We start from the raw sequence: 20298 nt of genomic DNA, 5'->3' as shown, positions 1-20298 counted from the left end.
TTCATTTCGTGGTTGCGCCGATCGTGGGCATGGCAGCGGTGGGTGCGGATAGCGGGAGCACCGGCGGCTTCTCATCAAGCAGATGCTGCGTGAAATAGTCGCGCTGCTTGTGCCAGAATAAGGGCTGGGCGACACGATGGGTGGTGTCGGGCAGAATCACCCAATCGACATCGCGCGCGGCGGTGATTAGCGCGTTGGCGAGCCGCATGCTCTCGGTGAGGGGCACGTTGTCGTCGATGTCACCGTGGCTCGGCAGCAATTTGCCCCGGAGGTTTTTCGCCACCGTCGCACGCAGATCTGCGTTGGCGATCAACTTGTCGAGTTCCCGACGCAGATAAAGGTCTGCGTGGGCATAGCGATCGGCGATCGTCGGTGCGGGCGTGGGCCCTGCGTTTGCCAGCAGCAGGACGCCGGCCAATACCAGCACGGTGGCTTTGGTCGCCCTGAAATCTTGATTGCGTCGCATCAGCACCTCCCCAGCAGTGCATATCCATGCCGAAGAGCCAGCTCAATAAAATTATACGGTATAATGTATGCCGATTGCATTACGCGCACCCGATCCCGCCATCGCGCACTTTTCGAACCCGTCGCGCCGGCGACGTCGAAGCGGCAAGCGCGGCAACGACTGCTTGTCCGCCTCGATCTCTCAGATACCAGATCTTGCTGATCGACTTCTGAAGAGGTCATTCGAGGATTGACGCTCTCGATCCCCGTGTTAATCGTATACGGTATTCAGGAGAATGAGATGCAGACGATGCGCCCTTCCCGTCGGGAACTGATGTTCGGAGCCGCAGTGCTGGCGGTGACGGCGCAGACCGGGATCGCGCGCGCCGCTACGGCCGGGGTGTTTGCGCCGAAGGGCGTCAAGCCGCTGCCGCTCGCCGCGGTGCGCCTGCGTCCGTCGGACTATGCCACGGCGGTGGAAGTGAACCGCAAATACCTCCATCGGCTGAGCCCCGATCGGCTGCTCCACAATTTCCGCAAATATGCCGGGCTGGAGCCCAAGGCGCCGATCTATGGCGGGTGGGAGAGCGATACGATCGCCGGCCATACGCTCGGCCATTATCTGACCGCGTTGGTGCTGACCTGGCAGCAGACCGGCGATGCCGAGATGCGCCGCCGCGCTGACTATATCGTCGACGAACTTGCCGAGGCGCAGGCCAAGCGCGGCACCGGCTATGTCGGCGCGCTGGGCCGCAAGCGAAAGGACGGCAGCGTCGTCGACGGCGAAGAGATTTTCGGCGAAGTGATGAAGGGCGAGATCAAGTCCGGCGGGTTCGATCTCAACGGTTCATGGTCGCCGCTCTACACGGTGCACAAATTGTTCGCCGGGCTGCTCGACGTCCATGCCGGCTGGGGCAACAAGAAGGCGCTGAGCGTCGTCGAGGGGCTGGGTGGCTATTTCGAGCGCGTGTTCGCCGCCCTCACCCCTGCGCAGACGCAGGAAGTGTTGGGGTGCGAATATGGCGGGCTTAACGAGAGCTATGCCGAGATGCATCAGCGCACCGGCGACCCGCGCTGGCTCAAGATGGCGGAAACGCTGTATGACAATCGCGTGCTCGATCCCTTGAGCAACCGCGAGGACAAGCTCGCCAATTTCCACGCCAACACCCAGGTGCCCAAGCTGATCGGGCTGGCGCGGATCTACGACATCACCGGCGACGAGAAGCGCCGGACCGCGGCGACCTTCTTCTGGGAGCGCGTCACCGGGCATCACAGCTTCGTGATCGGCGGCAATGCCGACCGCGAATATTTCTTCACCCCTGACACGGTCGCCGACCACATCACCGAGCAGACCTGCGAGCATTGCAATACCTACAACATGCTCAAGCTGACCCGGCACCTCTATGGCTGGCAGCCCGACGGCGCGCTGTTCGATTATTATGAGCGCGCGCATCTCAATCATGTGATGTCGGCGCAGGACCCGGCGACCGGCGGCTTCACCTACATGACCCCGCTGATGACCGGCAGCGAGCGCGGCTATTCGACGGTGGACGACGACGCCTTCTGGTGCTGCGTCGGCAGCGGCATGGAGGTCCATTCCAAGCACGGCGAGTCGATCTTCTGGGAAGACGATGCCGGCGGGCTGATCGTCAATCTCTACATCCCGGCCGACGTCAATTGGGCGAAGCGCAACGCCGCGTTGACCTTGGAGACCAATTATCCGTTCGCGCCCGAAAGCACGCTGACCTTCACCAAAGTCAAGGCAGGCCGCTTCCCGGTCGCTTTGCGCGTGCCGGGCTGGGCAGCGGGCAAGGCGGTGGTCGCGGTCAACGGTAAGCCGGCGCAGCCAGTATTCGAGCGGGGCTATGCGGTGGTTGACCGGCGCTGGAAGGCGGGGGACACGGTCTCGATCAGCCTGCCGCTCGAGCTTCGCATCGAATCCGCGCCGGGCGACGAGAATATGATCGCGTTGCTCAGCGGGCCGATGGTGCTCGCCGCCGATCTGGGGCCGAAGGACGTCAAATGGGAGCGGGCCGATCCGGCGCTCGTCGGGGCCGACCTGCTCGCGGCCTTTAGCCCTGCCGATGCAGCCAGGGGCATCTTCAATACCCGCGGCGTGGTCCGTCCCGCCGACCTCCAGTTCGTGCCTTTCTACCGCCAGTATAACCGGCGTAGCGCGATCTATTTCAAGCGCTTCTCGGAGAGTGCCTGGGCGGCCGAGGAAAAGGCGTTCCTAACCGAGCAGGCGCGGCTCAAGGACATTGCGGCGCGTTCGGTCGACGTAATGTTCCTCGGCGAGATGCAGCCCGAGCGCGACCACAACCTCACTTCCGACATCTCCTACCCGGTCACCTATCGCGGCCGACAGGGGCGCGACGTGCGGTCGGGCGGGTTCGTTGAGTTCACGCTCAAGACCAAGCCCGGCCCGCTGATCCTCCAGGCGACCTATTGGGGCGGCGAGCGCAAGCGCGGCTTCGACATCCTGGTGGATAATGTGAAGGTCGCCACACAGACGCTCGACAACGACAAACCCGGCAAGTTCTTCGATATGGAATATCCGCTCGCCGAGGCACTGACCAAAGGCAAGAAATCGGTGCAGGTGCGGATCGTGCCGCACGATCGCAGCACCGCGGGGCCGATATTCGGCGTGCGCCTGTTCACCGCCAAAGTGGGCGCTGCGATTTGAGCCCCGTCGCTATGACGCTCGACGCGCTGCGCGAACTCGCCCGGGCCAAATTGCGCGCGGCGGGGCTCGCGGGGGATCATGCCGATGCGGTCGCCGAGACGATGGTTGCCGGCGAGCGTGACGGTTGCGCCAGCCATGGCATCTACCGTCTGCTCGTCGCCGATCGCAGCATCCGTGCCGGGGTGGTGGTGCCCGATGCGGTGCCGCAGGTTTCGGAGCCGAAGGCCGGGCTCGTCCGCGTCGATGGCGGCGGCGGGTTTGCCCAACTCGCCTTCGAACGCGGCATGCCGTTGCTGGTCGACAAGGCGCGCGCCAACGGGATCGCGGCGCTCGCGCTCAATAACGTCGTCCACTTCGCCGCGCTATGGCCCGAAGTCGAGGCGCTGGCGGAGCAGGGGCTTGTCGCACTGGCCTTCACCCCCAGCCATGCCTGGGTCGCGCCTGCGGGCGGCACCAAGCCGGTGTTCGGCACCAATCCGATCGCATTCGGCTGGCCGCGGCCGGGACGCGAGCCGTTCGTGTTCGACTTTGCAACCAGCGCCGTGGCGCGCGGCGAGATCGAATTGCACCGCCGCGAGGGCAGGGCGATCCCCGACGACTGGGGTTACGATGCCGACGGCCGCAGCACCAATGACGCGACAGCCGTGCTGGACGGCGCGATGCGCACCTTTGGCGGGCATAAGGGTTCGGCGCTGGCGGCGATGGTCGAATTGCTCGCCGGGCCGCTGATCGCCGACATGACCAGCGCGGAATCGATCGCGGCCGACAAGGGCCGCGGCGGCTCGCCGATCGGCGGCGAGCTGATCCTCGCGATCGATCCGGCGGGATTCCTTGGCGACGCCGTGCGGGCGCATCTTGAACGTGCCGAGGCGATGTTCGCGGCAATCGAGGGGCAGAGTGCGCGGCTGCCATCGCAGCGGCGCTATGCCGCGCGGGCGCGCAGCCTTGCGGAGGGGGTGACAATCCCTGCGGCATTGTATGCAGACATCATGGCGATCGGAGTTTGAGCATGGCGGCATGGCCCAAAGCGATGGTTTTGTTTGCAGGCGCTGCGATGTTGACCGCTGCGGCTCCGGTGCCCGGCCCGGATGCGCAGTTTCGCAAGCTTTATACTGAGGAATATGCGTGGCGGCAGCGCCAGCAGGCGCCGAACGAGGACAGCCCCAAGGACCAGAAGCTCGGCCTGCCCGATGTCGGCCCCGCCGCACAGGCCGAACGGCTCGCGCGCTGGACCGCGACGCTCGCCGCGCTTGCGAAGATCAGGCAAACCACGCTCTCCCCCGTCGAGCAGGTCAACTATGCGGTCTACAAAGGCCAGATCGAGGCTTTGCTCGCAGAGCAGAAATATCGCGACTATGAGAAGCCGCTGAATGCGGACTCGAGCTTCTGGGGCGACCTTGCCGGATCCGCGCGCGGCGATTTCGTGCGCGAGGAGGATTATCGTCGCTACCTCGCGACGCTGCGGGATATCCCGCGCTATTTCGATCAGCAGATCGAAAACATGCGCGCCGGGCTGAAGCGCGGCTTCACGCCGTCGCGGATCACGCTGCAGGGCCGTGACGTCGGGGTTGCCAGGGTTGTCGAGGCGAATTCCGTGTCGGACTCGCCATTCTTTGCGCCCTTCGCCAAATTTCCTGCTGGTATGCTGGCGGAGACCCGGACTCGGCTGCGCGCCGAGGGCGAGGCGGCGATCCGCGAGGCAGTGGTGCCCGCGCATGCGAAGCTGCTGCGCTTCCTGCGCGAGGAATATATCCCGGGCGCGCGGACCGATCTTGCGGCTTACGACCTTCCCGATGGCCGGGCTTATTACCAATCGAAGGTCGCCGAATATACCACGCTGAACCAGACTCCCGAGCAGGTACACGCGATCGGCCTTGCCGAAGTCGGCAAGATTCTCGCGCGGATGCACGAGGTGATGCAGCAGGTCGGGTTCAAGGGCGATCTTCCCGCCTTCCTGAAATTTCTGCGCACCGATCCGCAATTCTATGCGAAGACACCCCAGGCGTTGCTCGACCGCGGCGCGTGGATCGCCAAGACCTTCGACGGCAAGGCCTCGAAATATTTCGGCCGACTGCCGCGCAGCCGCTTCGCGATCATCCCGGTGCCCGACGACATCGCGCCCTTCTACACCGGCGGGCGGGGGGGGCCGGGCGTGTATCTGATCAACACCTACAATCTGTCCGCACGGCCGCTATATTCGCTGCCCGCGCTGACGCTGCACGAAAGCGCGCCGGGCCACGCCTTCCAGATGCCGCTCGCCGGCGAGAACAAGGATCTTCCCGCCTTCCGCCGCGACACCTATCTCTCGGTCTATGGCGAGGGCTGGGCGCTCTATTGCGAGGCGCTGGGCGAGGAAATGGGCATGTACCAGACGCCTTATGAGGTGTTCGGCATGCTTTCCTACCAGATGTGGCGCGCGGCGCGGCTGGTGGTCGATACCGGCATTCATGCGCAGGGCTGGACCCGCGAGCAAGCGCAGCAATATTTCCACGACAACACTGCGCTGGCCGACCATGAGATCGAGACCGAAGTCGATCGCTACATCGCCTGGCCGGGACAGGCGCTGAGCTACTATACCGGCGAGCTCGCGATCCTGCGCGCCCGTGCCCGTGCCGAAAAGGCGCTGGGGGCGAAGTTCAACATCCGCGCCTTTCACGATGCGGTGCTCGCATTGGGATCGGTGCCCATTCCCGAGATCGACCGCCGCGTCGACCAGCTCATCGCCGATGGCGGCAAGGGTCCCTATCCCGACGAGGAATGACGTGAAACGACTGCCTGCCTTCGCCGCTGCGCTAGCGATGCTGCCGGGCGCCGCCTGCGCCCAGACGGCGCCCGAGACGGTGACGTCGCAAGGCAATCCGATCCTCGCCGACGGCCGCAGCTACACCACCGATCCGGCGCCTTTGGTCGACGGCGAAACGCTCTACATCCTGACCGGACGCGACGAGGCGGCGCCCGAGGTCAACGACTTCATCATGCCAGAATGGCAGCTGCTCGCGACCAAGGATCCGGCGTCGCGCAAATGGGAGCACATTCCCGGCTTCATCCACCCCGAAGATGTCTTCGCCTGGGCCGAGCCCACGCGGGCCTATGCCGGGCAGATCGTCAAGGGCGCCGACGGCTGCTTCTATTTCTACGCCCCCGTGATCGAGCGCAACAGCGACGCAAAGGACAAGTTCGCAATCGGGGTCGCAGTGGCGGAGAGCGTGCGCGGGCCGTGGAGGGATGCGCATCCTGCCGGGCCGATCATTTCGCAGAAGCTGCCGGTCGCGAACGGCATTCAGAACATCGACCCGACCGTGCTGCTCGACGATGATGGCCGGGTGTATATCTATTGGGGCACGTTCGGGCAGTTGCGCGGGATGGAGCTCGAACGCGACATGATCACGCCCAAAGGCGGCGAAAGGCGGATCGAGGGGCTGACCGGCTTTTTCGAGGCGCCGTGGATCTTCAAGCGCCAGGGCGTTTACTATCTGCTCTATGCCGGCAACAAGGCCGGACCCGACAGCGACTGCACCCCCGCAGTCTATCATGCGTGCCAGGCTTGGGGCACCGCGACATCCCCGCTCGGCCCGTGGACCTATCGCGGCGTTGCGCTGCGCCCGGTTTCGTCGACCACGTCGCACGCCGGAATCGTCGAATTCAAGGGCAAATGGTACATCGCCTATCACACCGCCGACGCCGTCGGAGGCGGGCATTTCCGCCGCAGCGTCGCGATCGACCGGCTCGAATGGGACGACAGCGTATCCCCTGCGTCGATCCGGCCGGTGGTTCCCACGCGCGTGCCGCAACCCGTGCCGGTGCCAACGCGCAACATCGCCGGCGCGGCCTCGGCGGCTTCGTCGAACCTCGTCCCGGTGCAATATTGGATCGCCGCGCTCAACGACGGCAAGGTGCGAGAAAATCCGTTGCCGCCCGAAATGTGGGGCACGTGGAACGGCAACAATCCCAAGCAACCTTGGGTCGAATATCGTTGGGACAAGCCGGTGACGATCGACGGCGCGCGGATCCAGTTCTTCGCCGACCAGCCGGCGGGATCGGGAAACGGGGTTGCGCCTCCCGCCGCGTGGCACCTCGAATATTGGGATAAAGGCTGGAAGCCGGTGCGGGGGGCCAGCGGATCCGGCACCGCGCCGGGCGCTTTGCAGGCGGTCCGCTTCGCGCCGGTGACGACGCGATGTCTGCGCGCGGTGTTCGACGCGTCGGGCAGCGGGCCCTACGCAGGGGTGGGCGTACAGGAATGGGAAGTGCTGGCGCCGCAGCCCCGCGTGCCGGCGGCAGCGCCCGGCGTGGCGGCTGCGGCCTGTGGGAAGGACTAGCCCGCGGTTGACGCTTGACTCGTTGAAGATTGACTCGGTTGGCGTTTTTTGTGGGCGGTGATATCTTATAAGTATCTATGATATATAGATAAAAATTGTGGCGAAGTTGACTCGGTCCGGTTCTTCGCGCTGCGACGCGACACCGACGCTCTTGTCATGCGCCGCACGGGCGTCATGCGGTTGACTCGATCCGTTGACTCGACGCCGTGGATCGATCCGACAATGTCAAAGAGCGGGCGGCAGGGCCGACCGCCTGAGGCAAGCAGATGAAATCCTACATTACAAGGACGGGATCGACGGCGACTTGGAACCGAGGCTCGGCGTGGGAATTTCTTTGGGCCTATATACTTAACTAGCTAGTTCGCTGGCTCTTTGACATTCCTGCCCCCATTGAGGGTCGCCTATCAGGCGTGGAGCGTTAGTCCAATTAACCGCGATGACCTCTCCATAGCAGCGGGCTAGTGACGCCAGGCGAGTATTCTCTGCCGAGACTCGCCCGCGTACAGACCGCACTCCGTCCCCCCGAAATGGGAGGGGCTTTCCTATTTCAGCAGACCTCTGCGGTGCTCGTCGGGATCGGGCCTGCAGGCACGCGTGCCGGGTGCTTGTAGAAGGGATCCCCCGGTAGCCGGTGTCGTTCGCCATAGACCGCGCGGAGCACTGCCGCGAGCGCGGGGTCGCGCCGCGCAAGATCCTTGTCGGACAGGATACGGACCCCGTCGATCACCGCGAGCTTGTTCGAATTGAACCAGAATTGGGTGCCCTCTGCCCAATATTCCTGGACCGTGGTTGCGCCATATTCGCCGGTCCACAGCTCTTTGTCCTGCGCGGCCGCATAGGCCCGTTCGACCCGCGTGTAGAGCGCCGGATCGACCGCCTGCACCGCGTAGAGGATCGCATGCGAGAATTCGTGGACCAGGATCGTCTCGCCATAATATTTGGTCCCGGGAATCGCGAGGAGGTTCTCGGTGGCGGCGCTGGTCAGCAGCCCGCCCATGCCGCGGGCGCGGCGACCCCAATATTCGGCGTCGGTGAGGCGGCCGATCCGCTCGTCATAGTGCTTGCGCTCGCAGCGGGTGAGCCGCGGATCGTCGATCGCCGGCTTCTTCCAGTCGCGCTGCTCGGGCACGTCGAGCGTCTGCTCGTCCACGCCCATCACCATCACCCGTTGCCCGGCGCGCACCAACTCGCGGGCGATGTCGGCACGGCGCGCGAGCATCGCCACCATCATGCGCCGGGCGCTCCGCAGCGCCTCGTCGGGCACTGCCAGTGACGAAGAGATCGGAATGCCGTTCGCGTCGGTCGATTTGACGTAGAAGGAGTCGAGCTTGAGCGCCGTCGGCGGTGGGCCGACCGGCGCGGGCTTGCCGGCGCAGGCACTGAGCGCGGTGGCCGCGGCCAGCGACAGAAAAGCGCACCTCATGCGAAGGGCCGGTCGAGCGAATGCTGGGGCTCGGTGAACCATGCGGCACCGGTCTCGGTGACGTACATATGGTCCTCCAACCGGATGCCGTAACGCTCGGGCACGACGATCATCGGCTCGTTCGAGAAGCACATGCCGGGCGCCAGTGGGGTGCGATCCCCACGAACGAGATAAGCGGGCTCGTGGATGGCGAGCCCGATGCCGTGCCCGGTCCGGTGGGGCAGGCCGGGGAGGCGATAGTCCGGGCCGAGGCCGGCGCGTTCGAGCACGCGGCGCGCGGCGGCGTCGACGTTCTCGCATGGAACGCCGGGTTGCACTGCATCGAAGGCGGCGGTTTGGGCTTCCTTCTCCAGGTCCCAGATTGCGCGGATGTCGTCCTCGACGCAGCCGAACGCATAGGTTCGAGTGATGTCCGAATGATAGCCGTCGACGGTACATCCGGTGTCGATCAGTACGAGCTGACCTTCCTCGAGATGCTGGTCGACCGGCAGGCCGTGCGGATAGGCCGTCGCGGTTCCGAACTGGACTGCGCAGAAGCTAGAACCGCCAGCTCCCAGCGCGCGGTGAGCATCGTCGATGAAGCGCTTGACCGTGCTCGCGCAGATGCCGGGGGCGAGGATGCGCGCGGCGCGGCGATGGACTTCGAGCGTCATCTGCTTGGCCTGCCGCATCAACGCGAGTTCGGCCGGCGATTTGACCATGCGTAGTCCGTCGATGACCAGCGCGCCGGAGACCGCCCGGAACGAGGCGCGCAGCGGCTCGGACCAATGGAACGGCAGCAGCGGATCGAGCGCGAGCACGGCGTTCGCCGCGAGGCTGTCGGCGATCAGCGCAAGCGGGCTCTCATCCTCCTCCCACAGCAATAGCTCGGCGTCGATCGCCAGCTCGGCTTCGAGCGAACCGCGCTCGAAGGCGGGGCAGACGATCCACGGCTTGCCACTTACCGGGAGCAGCATCGCGACCAGCCGCTCGGTCGGCGACCACGAAATGCCGGTGAAATAGCGCAGGCTCGGCCCGGCGTTGACCAGCAAGGCGTCGGCGCCGGTCGCCGCCAGCCGTTCGCGGGCGCGCGCCAGCCGGGCATTGCGCTCGCCCTTGCCGATCGGGGGCTCGGGGGAGTGCCATGGGGCCAGCGCAGCCAGTTCCGCTGCGATGGTCGAGCCGCCGATTGTCATGCGAATCCTCCTTGTCCGCCGAATCGTTCGAGGTCGAACGGCGTGAGATCGATATTGGGCGTGGAGCCTTCTGCCAGCGCGGTCACCAGCTCGGCAGTGATCGGCGCGAGCGTGAGGCCGAGATGCTGGTGTCCGAAGGCGTAGAGCAGGTTGGTCGCGCGGCGCGAGCGGCCGATCGCCGGCAGATAATCGGGGAGGGTAGGGCGCGCGCCCATCCACCGCGTGAACGGCGGCCGCATCGGCAGGCCGAGCTCGGCGACATGGCGTTCGAGCCGTTCCCATTTGCGCGGGTCGGGCGGCGCATCGGGTCGGGCAAGCTCGACGAAGCTCGCGGCCTGCACCGTGTCGGCATAGCGGGTGACGATCATCGATCGGTCTTCGAACACGATCGGCGGCAGGTCGGCGGGCCATTCGTCTGCAGCGGCGCGGATATGATAGCCGCGCTCGGCGATGATCGGCGCGCGGTGGCCGGCGCGCTCGACCATCGATTTGCTTTGCACGCCCGCGGTAACGAGTACCAGATCGGCGTCGTGCCCGGGGACCTGCGCCGTGCCTCGGTCCGTGGTCAGCGTGCCGGCCTGACGCAGGATTTGGCCCCCGCGTTTGACGATGTCTCGCTCGAGCGCGGCAGCGAGCAGGTTGAGATCGGTGATCTGGCCAGTCCCCCCGAAGCGCAACGCCGCCGCGATCGGAGCGCGGGTCACTCCGCGGATCCGATCAAGGTCTTGCGGCGCAGCGTTGTGGACGCACGCGGTGCCGATGTCGGCAGTCTGCCAGGCGATCTTGCCGGTTGCTGCCTTGGCCGAGTCTCCCCACACTAGGAAATGCCCTGCCGTCTTCAACAAGTCCGGCGCCCAAGGCGCACGCTGCCACGCGGGAAGTGCCTTGGCCAGAAGCGCGCGCAGCGCATCTCTGCCGAGCTGGAAGCGATCGGGCCGCGCCGCGGCGAGGAAGCGCAATGCGAACGGCAGCCAGGCGCGCACTTCACGGATCGGCAAATCGAGCGCGCCGCCCGCGGCGAAGCGCCGGCCCCACGCCGACCGCAGGCTTGCCATCGACGCCAGCGGCGCCACTTGTTCGGTCGCGATATGCCCGGCATTTCCCCATGATGCCGCGTCCCGAGCCGTGCTGGGTTCAAGCACCGTGACCGTATGCCCGGCTCGCAACAGCGCTGACGCGCAGCTCAGCCCGATCACGCCGCCGCCTAGGATCGTTACTCGGCTCAACCGCTTATCCTCTATTGCAACGCAAAAATCAGTATCGTATACGTTATTCGACTTCAAGAACGGGGTATGAAATGACGATCGGTTGGAAGGGCGTTTTTCCTGCAGTGACGACTCAGCTGAGGGAGGATCTGTCGATCGACCTGGCCGATACCCAACGCGTTGTGGACGATTTGATTCGTGACGGCGTCACTGGGGTTATCGCGATCGGCACGGTGGGCGAGAACAATTCGCTCGAGCATGACGAGAAGGTCAGCGTGCTTACCGCAATCGTCGAGGTGGTGAATGGCCGGGTCCCGGTGATCACCGGGGTCTCCGAATACGACACGCGCCGCGCTGTCAGCTATGCCCAAGCCGCCGAAAAGGCCGGCGCCGATGGCCTGATGCTGCTGCCGCCGATGGTCTATGTGCCCAAGCCGCACGAGATGGTGGCGCATTTCAAGGGTGTTGCCGACAGGACGGGGCTGCCGATCATGCTCTACAACAATCCGCCGGCCTATCGTTCGGTGATCGACAACGAAGTGCTCGAAGCGCTCAGGCCGGTGCAGAACATCGTCGCGGTCAAGGAATCGGCGCCGGACACGCGGCGCTTCACCGATTTCCGCAACGACTTCGGCGATCGTTACGTGCTGTTCGCCGGCCTCGACGATGTCGCGCTGGAGGGGCTCTTCCTCGGTGCGCAGGGCTGGGTCTCCGGTCTAACCAACGCCTTTCCCAAGGAATCGGTCGAGCTCGTCGCAGCGTTTGAGCGCGGCGATTTCGCCAAGGCGCTCGAAATCTATCGCTGGTTCATGCCCTTGCTCCATCTCGATGCCGAGCATGACCTCGTCCAGTCGATCAAGCTCGCCGAGCAAGTGATGGGGCGCGGCTCCGAGCGGGTGCTGCCGCCGCGATATCCGCTCGAAGGCGCGCGCCGCGCCGAAGTGATCGCCATGGTCGAGAAGGCGGCGGCGACGCGGCCCAGCCTGACCGTCGCCCAGGCCGCCTAACGCGCAAGATGCGGCACACTTTCTTCTGCATCGACGGCCACACCGCCGGCAATCCGGTCCGGCTGGTAGCCGGCGGTGCACCGTTGCTCAAGGGCGCGTCGATGTCCGAGAGGCGGCAGGATTTTCTCGCGCGCTTCGACTGGATCCGCACCGGGCTGTGCTTCGAGCCGCGCGGGCACGACATGATGTCGGGCGGGTTTCTCTATCCGCCGACCCAGCCCGATGCGGATGTGGGAATCCTGTTCATCGAAACTTCGGGCTGCCTGCCGATGTGCGGCCATGGCACGATCGGCATCGTCACCTTCGGGCTCGAGCACGGCCTGATCCAGCCAGCGGACCCGGGCAAGCTGCGGATCGAAGTCCCGGCGGGCGTAATCGACGTTGTTTATACGCGCGAGGGCGACAAGATCACCGCGGTGCGCATCACCAACGTGCCGGCCTATGTCGCGGCGCGCGGGATCCAGGTGGATGTCGAGGGCATCGGCCCGCTATCGATCGATGTCGCCTATGGCGGCAATTACTACGCGATCATCGAGCCGCAGGGCGGCTATACCGGGCTCGACGATCTCGGCGCGTCGCGGCTGATCGATCTCAGCGGACGCATACGCGACGCGGTTTGCGTGAAGTTCGAGCCGGTACACCCGCTCGACCCCACCATTCGCGGAGTCAGCCATATCCTGTGGGCCGACAATCCGCGCGGGGGCGGGGCAGACGGGCGCAACGCCGTGTTCTACGGCGACAAGGCGATCGATCGCAGTCCCTGCGGCACCGGGACCTCCGCCCGCCTCGCGCACCTCGCGGCGGCGGGGAAGCTGGCGGTCGGCGAGCGCTTCGTCCACGAGAGCTATATCGGCAGCCGCTTCATCGGCCGCGTCGAGGCCGAAACCCGCCTTGGCGACCAGCCGGCGATCGTTCCCTCAGTGGAGGGATCGGCGATCGCAACGGGGTTCAACACGATCTGGATCGATCGCGCGGACTCGTTCTGGGAAGGGTTTCAGGTCAAATAATGCTTCCGATTTCGCGCATTTCATTCGAACACGGGCGTTTCCATAGGGAGAAGCGGCCATGAGCATCGTCGTACGTACGCTTGCCGAGCGTGTATTTGAAATCGTGCGCGAGCAGATCGTGACCGGACAATTGCCCAATAATCTGCCGATCCGCCAAGATGCGCTGGCGACCGAACTCGGCGTGAGCAAGATTCCGTTGCGGGAGGCACTGGCCCGGCTCGAGCAGGAAGGCCTGCTGACCAGCCACGCCAATCGCGGCTATTTCGTCCAGCCGATGTCGGCGCAGCAGGTCGACGAAATCTATGTCCTGCGTCTCGCCATCGAGCCGCCTGCGGCAGTCTATGCCGCCGAACGCGCGACGGAAGCCGATCATGCCGCAGCGATCGAAGCATTTCACAAGCTGGACGGCGCGGCGACGAGCAACCTCGCCGAAGTCGCCGTGCGCAATCGCGATTTTCACACCGCATTGGTGCGTCCCGGTGGGCGGTTGCTGACCACCCAATTGGTCGAGCGGCTGTCGATTCTCGCCGAACGCTATGTGGTCGCGCATCTCCAGCCTGCCGGGCGCGAGTCGCGGGCGCATACCGAGCATCAGGACCTGATCGACGCATGGCTGGCGCGCGATGGCACCAAGCTCACCGCGCTGCTCACCGAGCATCTTCAGGGCACGCTCGACGATCTGCGCCAGCAATTCGAGTCGACGGCCTAGTCAGAACAATAAGGGGGAAGCTGCATGTTCGGTCCGCGTAAGTCGCTCGATTCGGTCACGAAGCACGCGGAGGGCCATGCACTCGCCAAGACGCTCAGCTGGCCGCACCTGATCGCGCTGGGGGTCGGCGCGATCGTCGGGACCGGCATCTACACGCTGACCGGGGTCGGCGCCGAGCGGGCAGGGCCGGCAGTGATCCTTGCCTTCGCGATCGCCGGTGCGGTCTGCGCCTGCGCGGCGCTCGCTTATGCCGAGCTGGCTACGATGATCCCGGCGGCAGGAAGCGCCTATACCTTCAGCTATGCGGCGCTGGGCGAGAAGGTCGCCTGGGTAGTCGGCTGGAGCCTAGTGCTCGAATATTCGCTCGCCTGCTCGACCGTCGCGGTCGGCTGGTCGGGCTATCTGGTCGGCTGGCTGAACGCCGCGGGCGTGCATCTGCCGGTCGAGCTTCTCGCGGGCCCGCATGGCGGTGGGATCATCAACCTGCCCGCAGTGGTCGTTGCGCTCGGGGTGATGGGGATGCTCATCGCCGGCACGCGCGAGAGCGCGACGCTGAATATCGTCCTCGTCATCATCAAGCTGGTCGCGCTGGGCGTGTTCGTCGCTTTCGCGCTGCCTGCGTTCGACGGCAGCAATCTCGAACCCTTCATGCCCTATGGCTTCGGCTCGACCGAGGTTGGTGGCGAGAAGCGCGGAGTGATGGCCGCCGCCGCGATCGTGTTCTTCGCCTTTTACGGGTTCGACGCAGTCGCCACCTCGGCCGAAGAGGCCAAGCGCCCGGGCCGTGACCTGACCATCGGAATCGTCGGTTCGATGCTGGTCTGCACGATCATCTACATGGCGGTCGCCGTGGCCGCAGTGGGCGCGCTGCCGTATCAGCAGCTCGCCAATTCGGCCGAGCCCCTCGCGCTGGTGCTTCGCTCGCTCGGCCAGCCGGGGGCGGGGCATCTGATCGCTTTGGCCGCAGTGATTGCGCTTCCGTCGGTGATCCTCGTCATGATGTATGGTCAGAGCCGGATCTTCTTCGTGATGGCGCGTGACGGGCTTTTGCCGCGCAGCCTCGCCAAGGTGAGTCCGCGCACCGGTGCGCCGACGCGGATCACGCTGATCACCGGGATCGTCATCGCCGCGGTCGCCGGGTTCTTCCGGCTCGACGAGATCGCCGAGCTCGCCAATGCCGGGACCTTGCTGGCGTTCATCGCGGTCGGTGCCTGCCTGATGGTGCTGCGCCGGCGCGCGCCCGATGCGCCGCGGCTGTTCCGTTGCCCCGCGCCTTATGTGGTCGGGACGCTCGCGATCCTGGGGTGCCTCTATTTGCTGTTCAGCCTGCCAAGCGCGACGATCCTGCGCTTCCTCGTATGGAATGCGATCGGGCTGGCAGTTTATTTCGCTTATGGCTGGCGCCACAGCGAAGTGAAGCGACAGGCGCTGCCCGCGTGACCTGAGTTTTCGAGTTTCAGTACCCATCCACCGACCAAGGAGTGGCCCCCGTGCGACACCTGCTGACCGCGCTTGCACTCGCCACATCGCTGACCCCGTCCGCGGCGTTCGCGCAGACGCGCTTCGACGGCGTCTGGCTGTTCGACGATGCCGGGCCCAGTCCGGGCGTCACCATGCTGCAGGTCGCCAGCGACGGAGGCCGCATCACCGGCGCGGTGACCACACAGTGGTACGGCCCGGTGACGATGCAGAATGCCCGGCTCGACAAGGGCGTGCTCACCTTCGACGTACGCAACCTCAACGACCGGGCGAATCCCACTCGCACCTGGGTCGTGCGTCGGACCACGAAGGGCGTGCGCCTCGAAGGGCAATTGTGGGAATCGAAGATCCACGCCGGCGGCCATCGCGGCACGGTCCGCGACGCCGAGGCGCGCGCCTTCCGCTTCCAGACGCTTCCGGACTGGAAGGCGGTCGAGCAGGTGCCGCTCGCGCCCACGCCGCCCATGGGCTGGAGCAGCTGGAACAAGTTCGCCGAGAAGATCGACGACAGGACGATCCGCGCGATGGCCGACGCGATGGTCTCCAGCGGACTGCGCGATGCGGGCTATGTCCATGTCAACATCGACGACGGTTGGCAGGGGACGCGCGGCCCCGATGGCGGCATTCGTCCGAACGCCAACTTCCCCGACATGAAGGCGCTGGCCGACTATGTGCACGCCAAGGGGCTCAAGCTGGGCATCTACAGCTCGCAGGGGCCACGCACCTGCGCCGGCTTCGAAGGGAGCTACGGCCATGTCCAACAAGATGCGCAGACCTTTGCCGATTGGGGCGTGGACTATCTCAAATACGATCTGTGCTCGGGCGAATATTTCTACGCCGATGCCGATACGGTTAAGCGCAGCTATGCCGAGATGGGCGCGGCGCTGAAGGCGACCGGCCGACCCTTTCTCTACTCGCTGTGCGAATATGGCCGGTTCGACGTCGGCAGCTGGGGACGGCAGGTTGGCGCACACCTCTGGCGCACCACTGGCGACATTACCGACGATTACGCGACTATGGCGCGGATCGGCTTCGACAAGAATGGCAAACCCGGCCACGCCGGGCCTAACGGCTTCAACGATCCCGACATGCTCGAAGTGGGCAATGGCGGGATGTCCGACGTGGAATATGCCACGCACATGACGTTGTGGGCGATGTCTGCCGCGCCGCTGCTGATGGGGCATGATCTGCGCGAGACTTCGCCGGCCATGCTGCGCCTGCTCGAAAACCGCGATGTGATCGCGGTGGACCAGGACGCGAAGGGCGTGCAGGGCAAGGCAGTGCGCGAGGAAGGCGCGCTCGAGATCTGGTCCAAGCCGCTCGCCGACGGTTCGGTAGCGCTGGCGCTGTTCAATCGCGGCGATGCGAGCGCGAAGATGGATGCGCGGGCGGCGGATGCCGGATTTGCCGCGATCACCGCTGCGCGCGATCTCTGGCGCGGGCAATCGGTCGCCGCCGATGCGCTGACGTTCGATGTCCCGTCACACGGCGCAGTGATGCTGCGCGTCGAGGGCAAATAGGCAAAAGATGGTGGGCCGCTCGCGCGACCCGTCAAGTGTGGAAACCAGCCAGACCTAGAAGCGGAAGCGGAATCGGGCGCTGGTCTGGTCATCCGTGCCTGAATACGGACCTCCCACCCGGCAACGTGCGTCATAGGTGCCGAAATTGGAGTCGGCGCCGTCGTGCCGGAATGACGCCCTCGACGCCAGCGGCTGTGGCAACGGGCGACGGACCGAGAGACGCTTTCAATCGACTGATGCGATGATTTTCGACCCGAGATGCCCGCGCTTCAGGGCGGCTCTGGGCGTCTAAACCGCACCCGTTACAATCTCGTTGCAAACCGTCCCATTCACTGACATTGTATACCGTACACGATATCAAATATCGGAAAGGGACGGCAAATGAGGAATCAGCGTGCGTTGCTCGTAGGAAGTGCTTTGGCTACGGCGCTCGTCGCCGCCGCCTCACCGGTAGCCGCCCAGTCGGTTCCGGAAGACGCTGCTTCGCAGGAACCCGATACCGAAGTCACGGTGACGGGCACGCGGATCCAGCAGCCCGGGCTCGTCAGCAACAGCCCGATCACCGCGATCGACTCGGCGGAGATCCGGCTTCAGGGCGCGACCAACATCGAGAATGTGCTCAACCGGCTGCCCCAGATCACCCCCGACGCGAACGAGAATGTCTCGAACGGGTCCGACGGCACCGCGCGGCTCAATTTGCGCAACCTCGGCAGCAATCGGAACCTGATCCTGCTGAACGGGCAGCGCCTGCTGCCGGTTCAGGCCAATGATGTGAACTTCGTGCCGTCGTTCCTCGTCGAGCGCGTCGATGTGGTCACCGGCGGTGCCTCAGCGGTCTACGGTTCGGACGCGATTTCAGGCGTAGTCAACTTCGTGCTGCGCAAGGACCTCAACGGCGTGCTCGCCGACGTCCAATACGGTTTCTCTAACCATCACAACGACGATGCCGCGCGCCGCAGTCTCGTCGCCGCCAGCGGCTACCAGAATGCATTGTCCTCGCCGATAGACGGGCAGCGCTTTGATGCGAATATCGCGGTGGGCAAAAGCTTTGCCGACGGGCGCGGCAACATCATGGCCTATTTCGGCTATCGCGAGGTCCAGCCGATCCGCCAGGCCGACCGCGACGTATCTGCCTGCGCGCTGGATCCGGCGCCCCCTCCGGCGGCACCGAACACTGCCTTCACCTGCGGCGGCTCGTCGAACAACGAATTCGGACTGTTCCAGCCGCTGACCGGTCCGAATGCCGGCGTCGCGTTCAACAACACCCGCGATGGCGCCAAGACTTGGGTGCCCTATAACAGCAGCTTCCGCTACAATTACGCGCCTTTGGTCTACTTCCAGCGCAACGACAAACGCTACACCGCAGGTGCGTTCGCACGCTTCGAAGTGGCCCCCGCGGCGGAATTGTACGCCAGCTTTATGTTCATGGACGACCGCACTAATTCGCAGGTCGCTCCCTCCGCCTTGTTCCAGGGCTCGACCTTCACCGTCAATTGCGACAATCCGCTGCTCGGCGCGCAGCAGGGCCAATTATTGTGCGGGGGCGCATACGGCACCGCCGCGTCGCAGGATCTGTTCATTGGCTACCGCCCGGTGGCGGCGCCGGCGCGACCGCGCCGTGACGACCTGCGCCACACAGATTTCCGCGTGACCGGCGGCATCCGCGGTGAGATCGCGCAGGGGATCAGCTACGACTTGAACGGGCTGTTCTCGCGGGTGCTTTTCAATGAGAACTACCAGAATGACATCGATCCGGTGCGCGCCAATCGCGGCCTCCAAGTAATCAATGTAGGGGGGGTGCCCACCTGCAAGTCGGTGATAGACAATACCGACAAGGCGTGCGTGCCACTGAACGTGTTCCAATATGCCGGGCTCTCCGCCGAATCGCTCGACTATATCTATTCGCCAACCTTCACCCGCGGCATGGACAAGGAGACGGTACTCAGCGGTACGGTCACCGCCGACCTGACCAGCTATGGCGTCAAGAGCCCTTGGGCGGATCAGGGCGTGGCGGCGGTGTTCGGGGTCGAGCATCGTCGCGAAAGCCTGGTGTTCCATGCCGACGCGCTCGCCCGACAGAAGGGCACGCTCGAAAGCCGAGGCAAGTTCAACGTCACTGATCTGTTCACCGAAATCCGCGTGCCGATCCTCGCCGATCGGCCATTCGCCGAGGAATTCTCGGTAACCGGCGGCTATCGCTATTCGAAGTACAGCACCCCCGCCGGCGGGGTATCAACCTATAAGGGCGAGGTCGCCTGGGCGCCGATCCGCGACGTGCGTTTCCGCGCCGGCTATAACCGCGCGATCCGCGGCGCCAATATCTCCGAGCTGTTCGCGGCACAGGGCCTCGGCAACATCTCGGCACAGGATCCGTGCGCCGGTGCCACACCCACCGCCACCGCGGCACAGTGCGCAGCGACCGGCGTATCGGCGGCGCAATATGGTCACATCATCGAATGCCCGAGCGAAGTCTGCGTCGCGCAGGGCGGCGGCAACCCAGCGCTCCGACCCGAACAGGCCGACACCTATACTGCCGGCGTCGTAATCGCGCCGCGCTTCCTGCGGCGCTTCTCGCTATCGATCGACTATTTCGACATCAAGGTCCGCGATTATATCTCGTCGATCCCGGCCTCGCTGACGATCAGCCAGTGCATCGAGACCGGCGACCCGTTCTTCTGCTCGCTGTTCCACCGCGATCCGCGTAACGGCGTGCTGTTCGGCGAGCAGGGTTATGTCGTGTCGACCACGCTGAACACGGGATCGCTCAAGACCTCGGGCATCGATGTCGGCGCTGACTACGCATTCGACACTTCGCTCGGCGGGTTCAGCGCGTCTTTCATCGGCACCTGGCTCAAGGAACTGCGCAATGAACCGCTGCCAGGGCTCGGCAGCTACGACTGTGTTGGGCTGTTCGGGCCGACCTGCGGCCAGCCCAGCCCCGAATGGCGCCATCAGGCGCGCGTCAGCTGGTCGGATACTGCGCATATCGCCTCAGTCTCACTCAACTGGCGCTATATCGGGCCGACCAAGCTGACCAACAACACCGACGACCCGTTTCTCACCGGGCCCGCTTATGTCCTCAATGCCAGCCTGCCCGCATACAGCTATTTCGATCTGGCGCTCACTGCGAGGGTCCAGCAGAATATCAGCTTCCGCCTCGGCGTGAACAATCTGCTCGACAAGGATCCGCCGGCGATCGCGCAGGGGCTGCTGTACAGCTTCGGCAACGGCAACACCTATCCGGGCACGTACGATGTAGCGGGGCGCACATTCTTCATCGGGATGAACGCCGAGTTCTGAGGCACACAAAGGTACAGACCGGCG

General features: G+C 65.0%; 14 protein-coding genes. 10 read left to right on the top strand and 4 right to left on the bottom strand.

Annotated elements, in window-relative coordinates:
* Window position 1 precedes the first annotated feature (1 nt).
* Complete coding sequence (locus tag E5A73_RS03860) at window positions 2-466, bottom strand: alpha/beta hydrolase family protein (protein WP_135962429.1); 465 nt, start codon at window positions 464-466, stop codon at window positions 2-4.
* Between the two features lie 312 nt (window positions 467-778).
* Between E5A73_RS03860 and E5A73_RS03855 the strand changes: the two genes are divergently transcribed.
* The 4 genes from E5A73_RS03855 to E5A73_RS03840 are packed head-to-tail and all read left to right on the top strand — an operon-like array spanning window position 779 to window position 7449.
* Window positions 779-3130, top strand: coding sequence for a glycoside hydrolase family 127 protein (locus E5A73_RS03855; RefSeq protein ID WP_135962557.1), 2352 nt, complete (start codon window positions 779-781; stop codon window positions 3128-3130).
* Between the two features lie 11 nt (window positions 3131-3141).
* Window positions 3142-4137, top strand: coding sequence for an Ldh family oxidoreductase (locus E5A73_RS03850; RefSeq protein ID WP_135962556.1), 996 nt, complete (start codon window positions 3142-3144; stop codon window positions 4135-4137).
* Window positions 4138-4184: 47 nt separating this feature from the next.
* Window positions 4185-5891, top strand: a complete 1707-nt coding sequence (locus E5A73_RS03845; protein ID WP_240700000.1) for a DUF885 domain-containing protein — start codon at window positions 4185-4187, stop codon at window positions 5889-5891.
* 1 nt (window position 5892) lies between these two features.
* On the top strand, window positions 5893-7449 hold the full coding sequence (locus E5A73_RS03840) for a family 43 glycosylhydrolase (RefSeq protein WP_240699999.1): 1557 nt from the start codon (window positions 5893-5895) through the stop codon (window positions 7447-7449).
* A gap of 547 nt (window positions 7450-7996) precedes the next feature.
* Here the strand turns inward: E5A73_RS03840 and E5A73_RS03835 are convergent.
* Genes E5A73_RS03835 through E5A73_RS03825 form a run of 3 tightly spaced genes read right to left on the bottom strand, consistent with a single transcriptional unit; the run spans window position 7997 to window position 11273 of the window.
* Window positions 7997-8872 carry a glycoside hydrolase gene (locus tag E5A73_RS03835; protein WP_168355791.1) on the bottom strand — a complete coding sequence of 292 codons (876 nt, stop codon included), beginning with the start codon at window positions 8870-8872 and terminating at the stop codon, window positions 7997-7999.
* Window positions 8869-10047, bottom strand: coding sequence for a M24 family metallopeptidase (locus E5A73_RS03830; RefSeq protein WP_135962427.1), 1179 nt, complete (start codon window positions 10045-10047; stop codon window positions 8869-8871). The genes E5A73_RS03835 and E5A73_RS03830 overlap by 4 nt, the downstream gene beginning before the upstream one ends.
* Complete coding sequence (locus E5A73_RS03825) at window positions 10044-11273, bottom strand: NAD(P)/FAD-dependent oxidoreductase (protein ID WP_135962426.1); 1230 nt, start codon at window positions 11271-11273, stop codon at window positions 10044-10046. The genes E5A73_RS03830 and E5A73_RS03825 overlap by 4 nt, the downstream gene beginning before the upstream one ends.
* 71 nt (window positions 11274-11344) lie before the next feature.
* Between E5A73_RS03825 and E5A73_RS03820 the strand changes: the two genes are divergently transcribed.
* The 6 genes from E5A73_RS03820 (at window position 11345) to E5A73_RS03795 (ending at window position 20274) form a co-directional block, all read left to right on the top strand.
* The gene (locus tag E5A73_RS03820; RefSeq protein WP_135962425.1) at window positions 11345-12259 is read left to right on the top strand and encodes a dihydrodipicolinate synthase family protein; all 915 of its coding nucleotides are present in this window, start codon (window positions 11345-11347) and stop codon (window positions 12257-12259) included.
* A gap of 8 nt (window positions 12260-12267) precedes the next feature.
* Window positions 12268-13266: a 4-hydroxyproline epimerase gene (locus tag E5A73_RS03815; RefSeq protein WP_135962424.1), complete on the top strand. Its 999-nt coding sequence runs from the start codon at window positions 12268-12270 to the stop codon at window positions 13264-13266.
* Window positions 13267-13324: 58 nt separating this feature from the next.
* Window positions 13325-13975, top strand: coding sequence for a GntR family transcriptional regulator (locus E5A73_RS03810; protein ID WP_135962423.1), 651 nt, complete (start codon window positions 13325-13327; stop codon window positions 13973-13975).
* 24 nt (window positions 13976-13999) lie between these two features.
* On the top strand, window positions 14000-15415 hold the full coding sequence (locus E5A73_RS03805) for an amino acid permease (protein ID WP_135962422.1): 1416 nt from the start codon (window positions 14000-14002) through the stop codon (window positions 15413-15415).
* A 50-nt stretch (window positions 15416-15465) separates the two neighbouring features.
* Window positions 15466-16974, top strand: coding sequence for a glycoside hydrolase family 27 protein (locus tag E5A73_RS03800; protein ID WP_240699998.1), 1509 nt, complete (start codon window positions 15466-15468; stop codon window positions 16972-16974).
* 417 nt (window positions 16975-17391) lie between these two features.
* A complete protein-coding gene (locus E5A73_RS03795) occupies window positions 17392-20274 on the top strand; it encodes a TonB-dependent receptor domain-containing protein (protein WP_240699997.1) in 2883 nt (960 codons plus the stop codon).
* The last annotated feature ends 24 nt before the right edge of the window (window positions 20275-20298 follow it).

Source organism: Sphingomonas gei, from assembly GCF_004792685.1.
Lineage (GTDB): Bacteria > Pseudomonadota > Alphaproteobacteria > Sphingomonadales > Sphingomonadaceae > Sphingomonas > Sphingomonas gei.
Note: the sequence above shows the minus strand (reverse complement) of the source record. Positions and strands in the feature narration are given on the sequence as shown.